We start from the raw sequence: 14,170 nt of genomic DNA, 5'->3' as shown, positions 1-14,170 counted from the left end.
ACACTCTTCTTGTGCATCACCTCTAATCAGCAAGCAAAATCGCTCAATCAATGATTTGGTTTGAGCTGAACTAAATAGGTGATAGTGATACAAAGGAGGTGTTGCGATAAGAGAGTAATTAGATAGGCGATCAAAAATAAATAAGAAAGGAGAAAAAATGGATAACAAAAAAAAGAATCCTTATAAAGCTAAACTACTATGGATGCTCAGTGGGCTTACGATAGTTGGCATTTTTTGTGTCACTGCTTTATTCACAATAACCAACCCGATATTAGCAAAGCCTGAAATAAGTATGAAAAAAGTAACTAAACAGACGACTGTTAAAGAGTCTGTTACAAGTGTTGCTAAATCAGCAACAGTAAAAGCACAGAAAAATTATATAGCTAAGGCGCTAGATCCAATAGAAAATGAAGCGGGATTGAAGGCGACTCCTAAAGTCTTGACGCTGAAACAAAATGAAGCTTTCCCCGATCTCAATACCGAAGCAGGTCTGGCAAAACTCTTTTCAGAAAGGGTTATTCCATATCCAGAATACGGTGCTGTATATGAATATGTTAACGCCGATGGAACGCCAGCTACCCCTAGTAGTGAACAGGCGGGATTTCAAACAATTTATATAGAAATTACCGAAAATTACGAGCTGACCAGTATTCGTGTTCCCATACCAGTAACGGTTACTGACTTAGGAACGTCCTTCTTATTGGACAATCAAATTGCTCTTCAAACAGATAATGTGAATGGCAAAATTATTCTTTATCCAAATGAAATTGCGAATAAAACGGAAGAACAACTACAGCAATTGGTTAAAACCAAATCGAATGTCCGCTCTTGGCAAGTGGAGGACGGTACGTCGGTTCCAGTGGATGTAATCAAAACAACGATTGTAACAACCTCTGTAGGGACTTACAAAGCTGAGTTTGAAATTACAGTAGGAACAGGTGAAGAAGAACAAAAAGCGTCTATTCAAAAAGATGTTGTTATTTTCGGAGCTGATCCACAGTCTTTTGTGTCTGTTGCTCAAAATGCAACACTTGCTTTAGGGACAAGTCCAACCAATTTATTTACGAAGTTTCAAACGGTGAATAATGCAACAGCATCAAATGCTGTTTACCAATTTGTAAACGAAAACGGTGAAGCCTTGGAAAAATTTGATACATCCGCAGTTGGATTTCATTGGGCATACGTAAAAATGACAGAAAAAATGAATGAAAATGTAACAACGATCATTAAAGTGCCGATCAATGTGACTAGCGCAGATACTACTGCTTTATTAACAAATAAAGTCATGGTGAAATCAGATGTAAAAGTGATACTTTATCCTAATGAAACGAAAGGAAAAAGCAAAGAAGAACTGATTGCGTTGATTCAATCAAGAGCGCATTTAAGTGCTTGGAATATGAGCACAGGAGCAGCCGTCCCTGTATCTTTTACAGATACAACAACACTCAACGATTCTATAGGCTCCTACACTGGTACGATCAAAGTAGAATTAGATGGCGTTTCGGCTACTACGACTAGAAATGTTACGGTATTCGGTGCTAATCCACAACCGTTTGTATCTATCGCTCAAAATGCTACATTGTCTTTAAGCACTAATCCAACAAATCTATTTACGAAATTCCAAACAGTAAATAGTACGACAGCAACGAACGCAATTTATCAATTTGTTGGTGAAAATGGTGAAGCGATCGACAAGTTCGATACGTCAACAGTCGGATTTCACTGGGCATACGTAAAAATGACAGAGAAAGCTGATGCAACTGTATCAACGATTATCAAAGTACCGATCAATGTGACAAGCGCAGATACTACCGCTTTATTAACAAATAAAGTGATGGTAAAAGCCGATGCGAAGGTTCTTTTTTACCCAAATGAAACAAAAGGGAAAAGTAAAGAAGAGCTAATTGCGCTCATTCAGTCAAGAGCGCATTCAAGTGCTTGGAATATGAGTACAGGAGCAGCAGTTCCAGTCTCATTTACGGATACGACGGCAGTCAATAATTCTATAGGCTCATATACTGGGACAATCAAAGTAGAATTAGATGGGGCATCTGCTACGACCACACGTAATGTCACGGTTTTCGGCGCCGATGTTAAATCGCCTTATTATTTTAAGGTGGGCCAAAACAAAGACATGGCAATGGGCACGAATGCAGCGAATATTTTTTCAAAATATCAGTCCTTAAATGATGCGACCGCCGCCAGTTCCACGTATGAATGGGTCAAAAACCCAGCCGGTGATCCTACTGAACCTGTCAATAAATTTGATACGAGCAAAACAGGATTTCACTGGGGTTATATAAAAATGACGGATAAAAAAGATACAAGTATATCGACAATTATTCCTGTGCCGATTACAGTAATGTTAGATAATCAAACCGTTATTGTAGATGAAAAAGCTGGGATGAGTTTCAATTATCTACCATTTTTAAATGCAAGTGAGATCAAAGGAAAAACTGTTCCACAAATCATTCAAGTGCTTACTAAAAAATTAGCACCAAAAGCTTGGGAGCTGACGACAGGACAAGATCTGGATGCACGAATCACTAAATCTATGATTGTGAACTCTAGTAGAGGCTCCAAAGAGGTAACGATCACAATAACATTGGGTGAACAGTTATTGACCTATAAATTTAATGTGGTGGTACTTCCTGATCAGATATTCGGAGATAGTTCAATAGAGGGATGGAGAAATATTTCTTTAAATTCTAATGACGGAGTTATTACGAATCCTCTAAATAATTCTAAAATGGGCTTTCCAGAAAGAGGTATCTCTGTTAGTTCGTTTAAAAACGAATTAGGTTTTATAATCAAAGATAGTGCTGGGAGAGGCTATGTTTATAGTGCTGGTGAAAGTAAAGTAACCGACATCCCGGGTGTGAATAAGAGTGTTTTATATGGAACTACTTGGGATAGAAACTATGGAATTGGTCGTGACGGGATTGTTCCAAAAATCACCTCTAAATACTTTTTACGAAAAGGGAACGCATTAAAGCAGATTCTAATAGATGAACCCAATCAGATTCTTTATGTATATGACCTGTCTTTGAATCGGAATTTAAATTTTACTGTCCAGTTAGATATGTATAATCTTTCTAATACAACAAAGAATTTTTCCATGTTAGAAAGTGTGGACACGGATTACTATACAGATGCTGTCCCCATCTATGCATTAGGGAATAATAGTGGCTTTTATATTCAGCCTTCATCAGGTAAGAGATTCACGATTCGACTAAAAGATTCTAGAGGGAATTGGTTGTCTGATTATACCAAATATATAGCGGGTGCTTACGGTAGCATCGGTGTTTCAGGTGCATTTAATTATTTTGGAAACGACTATATGGGAACTGGTTCTGAAAGTAAAAACTATAATGAAGGACAAGTTATTGCATCAGGTGTCGATTCGGCATATCAATTAGGTGCGCCGTGGAAAGATATTGCACCAGATGAAGCCTTAAACACAGGTTACGAGATATTTGCTGGTGATGAGCTTCCTTATATGCAAATAAAAGCTGATCCAGAAGTTTTCAATATCTATCCAGATTATGTAGATGATTTCGATACTAGTTATAAGCTAAGTAAAATACCCACAGCTACAGACCACGGAACAGTTTATGTAACCTATCCTACTGGCGAGGAAATCACGATGCCTTTTACTTCAAATAGTCAAAAAGAATTTAATAGCCCATTGACTATACCAAGAACAGGATTACCTGAACAGCTAAATGGAGAACCAGGTACAATTAAAAGCTATGATACTTCTTTACTAGCAATAAATGAGTCAGAAGGCCCCTATAATGGATTACCTTCGCAAGATTATGCAGTAAAAATCAAAGTTTATAATCTTGGTGCTAAACCGATTCCACAAATCATCAAAAAAGGAACAACGTTTAATAAAAAAGCTTCTGAAGTAATTCAAGATGCGGTTATCTTACCAGGACATACTGCTTCATACCAATATGAAGGAGACATGCCAGATACGTCGGTCACTGGTTTAACCAGTGTAATGGTGCGAATGACGGATGCAAATCAACCAGATAAAACGACGTTGATCAAGGTTCCGATTCAAGTGATCGATGAGACACCACCATCTAGAGGTCTTTATATTGCAGCGAATGATTTTAACAGCAGACCAGAACCATTTCAAAATCTGACTGAAAGTGAAATCAATAAATTGATTCTAAAAAAATCAGAAGCCGTTGCTTGGGATGTTGCAACAGGTTCAAGTAAAGATATCATGCTGTCAGTAGAGTCAACGACACTACCTTTGAATCCTGAACAAGGGAGCTATAAAGCAACATTAAAAGCGACCAGAGGAACAGAGACGGTCAAGAAAACGATCACGATCGACATTCAAAGCAATCAAAAAGTGAACGTGGAGTTTGTTGATGAAACAGGAGCTGCATTACATGATAAAATCACTTTCGATAAAGTAATCGGAACAACGATTGATTTGACGGAAGAAAAAGAAGTCCAGAAAGTACTTGAGTCCATTCAGGCTGAAAACTATCAATTAGTGAAAAAGCCAGACAATGAAACCAAGATTCCTGTTATAAGTGAAGAAAGTACCGTTCAATATCAATTTAAAGGGATGCTGTTTGTACAATCTTCACCAACGTTCTTGAATTTTGGGCGAAAGACTTTAGGGATTCCGTTTATCAAAGTAGAAAAAGCAAAATACGACAAACCATTGATCGTTTGGGATAATCGCAAAAATGGTGGTGCGTGGGATTTAACAGCAACGTTGAAGAAACCATTAACCAGCCAAGAAGACCCAAGTAAAAGCTTACCTTCTGCTATTCGTTATAAGGTAAGTGACACAGAGACAGTAATTTTATCGGAAAATGTCACACAACCAATAGCGAAGAGAACACATGAAACCAAAGGGCAATATAACGTAAGTAATGAGTGGGATAAGAATCAATCCGGCTTATTGTTAGAAGTCCCTTCTGGAGAAGTATTACAAGCAGGTGGCTATCGAGCGACGATTTTATGGCAAGTGGAACAAACACCTTAATAGATAAACAAAAAATGTTTCGCCCAAAAGAATTTATGATGGGCGGAACTTTTTTGCTAAGCTCGTTGACTTGTTCGGATATAATTTCTAAAAAATAACAAATAATAATCCATATTACTCGTTTTATTCAAAAAAATTCTATACAATGTAAATAGAAAACAAGTAAAGCGTTAATGGAGGGACTATCAATGAATAACGTTATGGAACAATTAAGAAAGTATGCATTGTTGCGAGGAATTGTTTATATGATTTTTGGCTTGTTGATTGTGATTAACCCAAGAAGTGTATTCCAATTAGCTGTCTATTTTATATCTGCTTATATTGCAATTATGGGTGTATTAAATCTTTATGATGGTTTTAAAGTCAAAAAAGCCACAGGCACATACGGAATGAGTTTTCTAGGTGGGATCGTTTTATTAGTGATCGCCGGGATCGTGCTTATGTTTGCTAAAGGAATCGTAAGTATTTTACCAATTTTCCTAGGCTTAGTGATCGTGATCGTTGGGGTCACTCGTGCGATTCAATCAGTGAATTTACGAACATATGTCAATGTTAGCTGGCTACCGATGCTGATTTATAGCGTAATATTGATTATTGCTGGATTAGTTTTGACGTTTAATCCGTTTAGCAGTTTGTTGGTACTATTCCAACTATTTGGTGGTATTCTGATTTTTATGGGAATTGGCGAAATTGTTTCGTATTTCCAATTACGTAAAATCAATTAAGAGCGAGTGGATAAAATGTAAGCCGTAGATAAAATCATGTGAAATGATTTTATCTACGTTTTTTTGTTGTAAAAATAGAAAAGAGACTTGCAAAAAAAATAATGCAATGGTACTCTTAGTTTCTAATTGAGAATGATTTTCATTTTCAATTGATGTGAAGTTTTATTCTACAGCTCTATCAAGCATAAAATGATAAAAGAATAGGAGAAAAATGATGGACATTGATTCAATTGAACAAGTCATTAGAGCGCGCCGAACGATTCGAACATTATCGGATCAAGCAATCTCTATGGAAGTTATAGATGAACTATTAACAAGTTCCAGTTATGCCCCCTATCATTCGAAAGAAGAGCCGTGGGAAGTCATTATCGTCAAGACGACACAAGATCGCCAGTTATTTGTAGAAAAAATCATGGAAAGCTATGACCGATTAGATACATGGGCACGTTACGATCAGCAAAATCTAGAAACAGCTAAAAAAAGAACCCGTGATTATTTTCTAGATGTTCCTGTAACGTTGATTGTCACAGCGCCTAAGCATAAAAGTGAAAAATTGAACTTGGAAGGAATTGGTGCCGTTTCAGCGTTTATCCAAAACTTTCAATTAGCTGCTTGGTCAAAACAAATTGGTGTTACTTGGCGTACGATTCCAGTAATCTTTGACGAAATATTTAAAGAGGCTGTTGGAGTGGTAGCAGATCGACAAATTATCGGGTTACTTGATATCAGCGCAATAGATGAAAAAATGAAAATTCCGACAAGTCGCAGAAAACAGTTGGAACATTGGACAGCTCAACTGTCTGATAAATTAAAAAAAATGAGTGAAAGTAATGAGTAGTTTAGATACACAGGAGGCGTATTTTTTTGCAGGCAATCAAGGCAAGTGATGTAAGAACCAAAACTAAAAGTCAGCATGTTTTTCCGTTAATTCTTTTATTATTAGTGGTACTTATCTTCTTTTCGATCGTTTACTCTTTGATCAATGGGCAAGCGAATATTTCGATGGAGGATGTATTTCAGATTCTCTTAACTAAACTATCCGGTGGGAAACTTGGATCGCTTGATGGGATCACTAGTAATTCAGCGGTCAATATTATTTGGTTTGTTCGAACGCCGAGAGTCATTCTAGCTGTTTTTGTAGGGATGGGTTTGGCGATAACTGGTGCCGTGATGCAGGCAGTTGTTCAAAATCCTTTAGCTGATCCTTATATTTTAGGGATTTCTTCGGGGGCTTCACTTGGTGCGACCTTTGCGATTTTAGTTGGGTTTGGTACAGGGAGTATTTTTTCTCAATTTGGATTAGCTTTTGGTGCGTTTGTTGGTGCGATGGCAGCGGCGTTTGGTGTCTTGGTTTTATCTGGAATCGGTGGGCGAATGACCTCCGTTAAACTCGTTTTATCAGGTTCAGTGATTGGTGCTTTATGTAGCTCGGTTTCCAGTTTTATTGTTTATTTGGCAAACAATGCAGAGGGTATGAAGACCGTGACGTTTTGGGCGATGGGGAGCTTGGCTTCTGCTAGTTGGAATAAGCTGGCGGTTTTATCAATCACTGTTATTGTGATCACAGGCTTCTTCTTGTTTCAACATCGTATCTTGAATGTGATGCTGTTAGGCGATGAAGCGGCTGTGACGTTAGGTGTTCCTTTGAGTAAATACCGTCAATTGTATTTACTTTTGGCGGCTCTTTTAACAGGTGTGATCGTTGCCTATTCTGGCATGATCGGTTTTGTGGGATTGATTATTCCGCATATCGTTCGTGGATTGATCGGCTCAGATCATAAACGCTTGTTGCCAATCGTAGCTTTGTCGGGTTCTCTTTTTATGATTTGGGCTGATTTGCTTTCAAGAGTCATTATTCCAAGTGTTGAACTGCCGATAGGGATTATTACGTCAGTGATCGGTGCACCGTTATTTATCTATATTATTGTCAAAAAAGGCTACAATTTCGGAGGCTAACCATGGAATTAACTGTAAAAGACTTAGAAATCATGATCGGACAAGAATCGATCGTTAAAAGTATCTCTTTTCAAACACAAAAGAAACAATTTGTGGGGATCATCGGAGCCAATGGCTGTGGGAAATCAACGATGCTCAAAGGGATCTATAAAGGAATCAAACCGCAAGCTGGTCGTGTATTTTTAGATGAGTTGGACCTTTTAGCTGTTTCGGAAAAGAAAGTGGCTCAAAAGTTAGGTGTAGTAAATCAATTTAATGAACTGAATTTTGATCTAAGCGTTTTTCAAATGGTTTTATTAGGGCGAACACCTCATAAGAAGTTATTAGAATCAGATACACAAGAAGATAGTGAGATTGTGATGGATGCGTTGACTAAGACGAATTTGATTAGCTATGCTGATCGAAGTTTTTTATCATTATCTGGTGGTGAAAAACAACGAGTGATCTTAGCTCGAACGATTGCGCAACAACCTAGTTATATGATTTTGGATGAGCCAACCAATCATTTGGATATCCGCTATCAACTTGAAATATTGAGCTGTGTCAAAAATCTTGGGATCGGAGTTTTAGCGGCCCTTCATGATTTAGAGCTAGCTGCACATTATTGTGATTACATTTATGCGATGAAAGCAGGTAAAATCATTGCTGAAGGTAAACCCGCGGACTTATTTACAGCTGAGCTGATCGAAGAGATTTATGGCGTTAAATGCACGATTTATCAAAATCCAGTGACCCATCGTTTAGGATTTGCCTATTCATTGGACTAGTCATGAGATTTAAATATATATGTAGAGGAAGCGAAAAAATGAAAAAAGCACTTATTATTAGTTTATTAGGATTAACATTGTTAGCAGGTTGCGGTCAAAAAGAGCAAAAGGCTACTGAAAACAATCAAAGTGAAGGCTATCCTGTAACGGTTCAAAATTTTTCTAAAGCGGAAGGTGCAGAGAGCTGGCAAAAGAAAGAACAAACTTTTGATAAAGTACCAGAAAAAGTCTTAGCAAATACGCAACCTGCTGCAGAATTATTACTGCATCTTGGTTTAAAAGATAAAATAGTTGGTGTAGGTGCAGTGTTTGGTGAACCGGATAAAGCAGTCGAAAAAGAGTTTAATGAATTGAAACATTTATCGACGGACTATATCGGCAAAGAAATGGCGTTAAGCGTTGATCCAGATTTGGCATACGGACGCGGTGGGTTGTTTGATAACCAAGACTGGGGGATCGGCACAGTTGATACGCTTAATGAAATGGGGATCAAAACCTTCGTCTTGAACTCTTCTGTAACAGGCGGTACGTTTGACTCTGTTTATGATGATATCGATAACCTAGGCAAAGTTTTTAACGTATCGGACAAAGCGGATGCATTTAAATCAGAGTTGAAAGAACGCCAAGCAAAGGTAGATAAAAAATTAGCTAAAATAAAAGAGGATCAAACTTTTGCGTATCTTCATACAGCAGATCCCGCTGAACTATACGTTTATCCTGCTCATAACGAAACTTTTTTCAATGATATCTTCAAAATGGTGAAACTAGACAATGTCTTCAAAGATGAAAAGGGCGAAGTCAGCGTAGAAAAATTGATCGAAACGGATCCTGATGTTTTGATTGTCGCTGATTGGGGTACGATGAAAGATGGCATCTCGGGTGAAACAATGATCGAGGCAGTATTGAAAAACCAAAAGCTATCTAGTATGAAAGCAGTCAAAAATAAGAAAGTTTATGCGGTTGATTATAATTATATGTTTGGTTATGGTTATCAATCGTTAGATGGTATCGAAAAATTAGCAGAACAAATGTATCCGGAAAAATAGAAAAGAAGGTCGACACAAAGCAAAAAGAGCGATGTGTTTGACCTTCTTTTCTATTTTACTAATTTTCAACATTGGTAAAAAAACAGTAATTACTTGTTATATAAAACGCCGCTTGTTCTCAAGTTTACATCTAATCCAGTAGTAACTTTAGCGCGTCCTGGAGAATAAGCTTGATAACTTCTATATTTAGAACTTGAGTAGTGGAAAAATTCGATTACTACGCGTGTTCCAACTTTTTGTTCATCGATCGTATCAATCAAGAAACGATCACAAGCTGTGAATACAGAGTTGCTTGGATCACGTTTTCCTTTAAAAGCATGTGTCTCATTGTTCAACTTAAAGGTAAGAGTAAATGATTCTTTGTCCACATTTAATAATAAATCATTCATTTTACCCTCGTAGACTTCACCATCGATATTCATATCAAGGTTTGATAAAAATGCTGTAGTTGATGTATACGCACCAAAGCGCGGTGAATCTGCGCTCTCTGCATGTGCAGAACTAGAAAAGAATGTGCCGAAAAATACTAACATGGTACTTACAATAAATAATTTTTTGAAAAGTTTCATAAATATCCTCCTAATTTTTAGTTTACCAATGTTGAACGTTTATTATAAAAAATAACTATAGATTACTCACAATGTCAGTATTCGATCACTATGTACATAATTATTTTTATAACCAATAAGGTTGTATTGTTTCTCCAATAAAAATAGTTCATTGAATCTTGTAGAACATGAAAATTTCATCTGTATTAGCGTCATTGGGAACAGTATATATTAAACGAAGTGTAAAAAAATATGATTTTTGTAGTGAAAGATTTAACTATTATTTTTAACTGATTTAGCAATTAAAGTGAGGAAATTTATCCGTTTATTTTATTTTTTTTCAGAAATCGATTTTTAGATTAAAACATAACGAGAATTTAATGTAATCGAACAATGACAATTAGTAGGAAACATTCAAAACCTTATGAATAAAGGTTTTATTTACCTTTTTTTATGAAATAGAAATGAGAATAAAATAAGCAAAAAATGAAAACTAGTCTAGAAAAAAATAGAATTTATGCTATACTGATTTTAGTTTGGTACGTTCATTTTTTATGAGAGTAACACTGAAATTCACTGAAAAGTATCAAGCATTTGCTCCATTGTTTTACCTACTAATAATGAAGTGGACTTAAAATATTTACACAATGTTTACGTCATTATTATGGTAAATTTACACCACTAAAATACAATAGGTATAGCTAGAGCAAAGGAATAATTTCTTGCTTGAGTCATACCAAACATGCGAAGGGATGGAAAGAGTGAAAAAGAGAACGAAATTGTTAGGATTGCTGTCAGTTATTGGATTGAGTGTAGGATTACTTACAGGTTGCGGAGGTTCAGGCGATAAAAAAGCCGCCGATGATACGAAACCACTAGAATTACAATTTGTCCCAACCAACAACGATGGCTCAATGGAAGCAAAAGCGAAACCTTTCGCAAAATATTTAACTGAAAAATTAGGCCGTGATGTCAATGTTACGCTGGCAACAGATTACTCAACAATCGTTGAAGCAATGGCATCAGGTAAAGTAGATATTGGGATCATGCCGCCGTCAGCATATGTTCAAGCACGCAATCAAAAAGCGGCTACAGCGATTTTGTCTTCAGAATTAGGCGCATATAATCGTGAAACAGGGAAACCAGAAGCAGACAAATTATCTAGCACATTTAAAGGTGAAGTTTTAGTTCGTGCAGATAGCGGAATTGATTCTTTAAAAGATTTAAAAGGCAAAAAAATTGCTAGTTTAAGTCCGAATTCAGCTAGTGGTTATATTTATCCTGTTGTAGAAATGAAAGAAGTAGGCATCGATCCAACCAAAGACGTAACGTTGACAACAGTAAATGACATTCCAAGTGAAATCACCGCTGTTTTAAATGGTCAACAAGATGCTTGTTTTGTTTTTGAAGGTGCTCGTAATGTGTTTGCTTCAAAATTTGAAAAAGACGATTTATTTAAAGACTTAAAAGTTTTATATCTAACAAAAGGCGACATTCCAAATGATGCAATCGCGGTTCAACCAAAAATGGACAAAGATTTGCAAGCAAAAGTCAAAGATGTTTTCTTGGCAATGCCAAAAGATTCAGAAGGTGCACAAGCGATGGCGATGTGGGGACACAAAGGCTATGTCGAAGCTGATGATAAAAATTATGATACAGTTGAAGAATATACAGAAAAAGCAGCAGAATAAAGCTTTGCTACGTGAATGAGTGACTTAAAAGCTGAACAAAAATTGTTCAGCTTTTCTATTTTATATTATCAAAAGGAGAAATCATGATTCAGTTTGAAAATGTAACAAAAACCTATAATAATGGGGTCAAAGGACTTAAAAATATCAATTTAACAATTGAAGATGGTGAGTTTGTTTCAGTGATCGGACTAAGTGGTGCAGGAAAAAGTACCTTATTGCGTTCAATCAATCGCTTAAATGAAATCAGTGAAGGAAATATTATCATCGATGGTGCTTCGATAACCAAAGCAAACAAAAGAGATTTACGAAAAATTCGCAGAAATATCGGTATGATTTTTCAACACTTTAATTTAGTGAAAAAAAGTTCAGTTCAAAAAAATGTTATTTCAGGTAGGTTAGGCTATTATTCAACATTTAAAAGTATCTTCGGAATTTTCTCTAAAGATGATTATGCATTAGTAAATGATGCTTTAGGGCGTGTTGGTTTAGCTGATAAGCTACATTCAAGAAGTGATGAGCTAAGTGGCGGACAACAACAACGTGTGTCGATTGCAAGAACATTGGTGCAACAAGCCTCGATTATTTTAGCGGATGAACCTGTTGCTTCATTAGATCCGATTACAACACAAAAAATTATGAAAGACTTGAAAAAAATCAATAAGGAATTAAATCATACTGTGGTGATCAATCTTCACTCGGTAGATTTGGCGCGCGAATTTTCTAGTCGAATCATAGGATTACGTGATGGCGAAGTTGTTTTTGATGGAACAGCAGCAGAAGCGACAGACGAAGTGTTAACAAGTATTTATGGTGCCGATATTCTGAAACAAACTGAAGGTGTCGCGTAATGAAGCTGAAAGATACGATTCATCGTGATTTATATAAGCACTTATTTATAGTAGCTTTGGTCTTTCTATGTATATTTTCAAGTGCCCAAATAACTGGAGCACAAATGGCGGATGTTTTTAATAATTTAGATCAGATGGGTATTTTTTTACAACGTTTTCTCAGTCCTGATTGGAGTTATATTCCTAAAATCATTGAACCGATGTTGAAGACAATCCAAATGTCAGTTGTTGGCACAACGCTTGGTGTAATTTTTGCCGTGCCGTTCGCATTTCTAGCAACAACCGTTGTGACTAGAAACTTTTTTATAACAACGATCATTCGCTTTTTAATGAGTGTTGTTCGGACGATTCCGAACTTATTGTTGGCAGCCTTATTTGTAGCTATGTTTGGGATTGGAGAGTTTACAGGTGTGCTGACGATTGCTGTGTTTACATTTGGTATGGTTTCCCAGCTTGTTTATGAAGCCATCGAAACGATCGATCATGGACCAATCGAAGCAGCTGAATCTGTGGGGGCTACCAAGACCCAGATTGCATTTTGGTCGATTGCACCGCAAATTTCGCATCAGATTGCCAGCTATTCTTTATATGCATTTGAAGTCAATATCCGTGCATCGACAATTTTAGGTTATGTTGGAGCTGGCGGTATTGGCGTGATCTTGAACTCTTCATTAAGTTTAATGCGCTATGATCGTGTATCGATCATTATCTTGTCTATTTTAGTCGTGGTGATCACGATCGACTGGATCAGTGAAATTATCAGAAAGAGGTTGGTATAATGAGCACAAATCGGAAGTTAAAAAGCTATTTGCCAATTATCATTGTTTTAGCGATTATTCTGTATTCAGTTGTTGGTATCGATTATTCAGAAGCTGGGAATATGTCTTTTGATATGGTCAAATCTGTTCTTTCTGGGTTGTTTCAGCCAGATTGGGGTTATGTTTACGATGGCAGCGGGGAAGATTTACTAAGTTTGTTGCTGTTAACGATTGGCATTGCGTTTTTAGGGACTGTGATTGCGACTGTTTTGGCGTTACCATTAACCTTTATTAGTGCGCATAATCTTTGGAAATCAAATACAGTCGTTTCTAAGATCGGTAAGTTCATTTGTAATGTTTTAAGAGCTTTTCCAGAGCTTGTGTATGCCATTATTTTTGTAAAAATGGTTGGACCTGGTCCTTTCGCTGGGGTGTTAGCGATCGGTGTTCATCAAATCGGGATGCTAGGTAAATTATATACAGAGGAAATCGAGTCAATGGATGAAGCGCCAGTAGAATCGATGACAGCAGTGGGCGCTAATTTTTGGCAAACGATGTTTTATGCGCGTCTACCACAATTGATCCCAACCTTTTTATCACTAGCATTGAATCATTTTGAAATCGCAGTTCGTAGCGCAGCGACACTTGGATTGGTCGGTGCTGGGGGAATAGGTGCACCAATGATTTTTGCGATTCAATCAAGAGCGTGGGATAAAGTCGGTATCATTTTATTTGGCATTATTATTACCGTGTTCTTGATCGATGCCATTACGGGCTATTTGCGTAAAAAACTACAGTAATTCGTGAGGTAAAT

General features: G+C 36.9%; 11 protein-coding genes. 10 read left to right on the top strand and 1 reads right to left on the bottom strand.

Features of this window, described 5'->3' with window-relative positions; translation table 11 throughout:
• The first annotated feature begins 157 nt into the window (after window positions 1–157).
• From JZO69_RS05640 to JZO69_RS05615, 6 genes are all read left to right on the top strand, one after another.
• Entirely contained in the window at window positions 158–5,017 is a 4,860-nt protein-coding gene (locus JZO69_RS05640; RefSeq protein WP_207111915.1) for a hypothetical protein, read from the top strand.
• 188 nt (window positions 5,018–5,205) lie between these two features.
• A complete protein-coding gene (locus JZO69_RS05635; RefSeq protein ID WP_207111914.1) occupies window positions 5,206–5,742 on the top strand; it encodes an HdeD family acid-resistance protein in 537 nt (178 codons plus the stop codon).
• 214 nt (window positions 5,743–5,956) lie between these two features.
• A complete protein-coding gene (locus JZO69_RS05630; RefSeq protein ID WP_207111913.1) occupies window positions 5,957–6,580 on the top strand; it encodes a nitroreductase family protein in 624 nt (207 codons plus the stop codon).
• 26 nt (window positions 6,581–6,606) lie between these two features.
• Window positions 6,607–7,698, top strand: coding sequence for a FecCD family ABC transporter permease (locus JZO69_RS05625; RefSeq protein WP_207111912.1), 1,092 nt, complete (start codon window positions 6,607–6,609; stop codon window positions 7,696–7,698).
• Between the two features lie 2 nt (window positions 7,699–7,700).
• Window positions 7,701–8,465 (top strand): ABC transporter ATP-binding protein, encoded by a 765-nt coding sequence (locus JZO69_RS05620; protein ID WP_207111911.1) that lies wholly within the window; start codon window positions 7,701–7,703, stop codon window positions 8,463–8,465.
• A gap of 38 nt (window positions 8,466–8,503) precedes the next feature.
• Window positions 8,504–9,511 carry an ABC transporter substrate-binding protein gene (locus tag JZO69_RS05615; protein WP_207111910.1) on the top strand — a complete coding sequence of 336 codons (1,008 nt, stop codon included), beginning with the start codon at window positions 8,504–8,506 and terminating at the stop codon, window positions 9,509–9,511.
• A gap of 89 nt (window positions 9,512–9,600) precedes the next feature.
• Here the strand turns inward: JZO69_RS05615 and JZO69_RS05610 are convergent, their stop codons facing one another.
• On the bottom strand, window positions 9,601–10,080 hold the full coding sequence (locus JZO69_RS05610) for a hypothetical protein (RefSeq protein WP_207111909.1): 480 nt from the start codon (window positions 10,078–10,080) through the stop codon (window positions 9,601–9,603).
• Window positions 10,081–10,820: 740 nt separating this feature from the next.
• Between JZO69_RS05610 and JZO69_RS05605 the strand changes: the two genes are divergently transcribed.
• The 4 genes from JZO69_RS05605 to phnE (JZO69_RS05590) all read left to right on the top strand — a co-directional run bounded on the left by JZO69_RS05605 (window position 10,821) and on the right by phnE (JZO69_RS05590) (window position 14,156).
• The gene (locus JZO69_RS05605; protein WP_430733252.1) at window positions 10,821–11,750 is read left to right on the top strand and encodes a phosphate/phosphite/phosphonate ABC transporter substrate-binding protein; all 930 of its coding nucleotides are present in this window, start codon (window positions 10,821–10,823) and stop codon (window positions 11,748–11,750) included.
• Window positions 11,751–11,833: 83 nt separating this feature from the next.
• Window positions 11,834–12,598 (top strand): phosphonate ABC transporter ATP-binding protein, encoded by a 765-nt coding sequence (gene phnC, locus JZO69_RS05600; protein WP_207111908.1) that lies wholly within the window; start codon window positions 11,834–11,836, stop codon window positions 12,596–12,598.
• A complete protein-coding gene (gene phnE / locus JZO69_RS05595; protein WP_207111907.1) occupies window positions 12,598–13,377 on the top strand; it encodes a phosphonate ABC transporter, permease protein PhnE in 780 nt (259 codons plus the stop codon). Before phnC ends, phnE (JZO69_RS05595) begins: the two co-directional genes overlap by 1 nt.
• Complete coding sequence (gene phnE / locus JZO69_RS05590; protein ID WP_207111906.1) at window positions 13,377–14,156, top strand: phosphonate ABC transporter, permease protein PhnE; 780 nt, start codon at window positions 13,377–13,379, stop codon at window positions 14,154–14,156. The genes phnE (JZO69_RS05595) and phnE (JZO69_RS05590) overlap by 1 nt, the downstream gene beginning before the upstream one ends.
• The last annotated feature ends 14 nt before the right edge of the window (window positions 14,157–14,170 follow it).

Source organism: Candidatus Enterococcus ikei (assembly GCF_017316105.1).
Taxonomy (GTDB): Bacteria; Bacillota; Bacilli; order Lactobacillales; family Enterococcaceae; genus Enterococcus_L; species Enterococcus_L ikei.
This window is presented reverse-complemented; position numbering and strand designations above follow the sequence as displayed.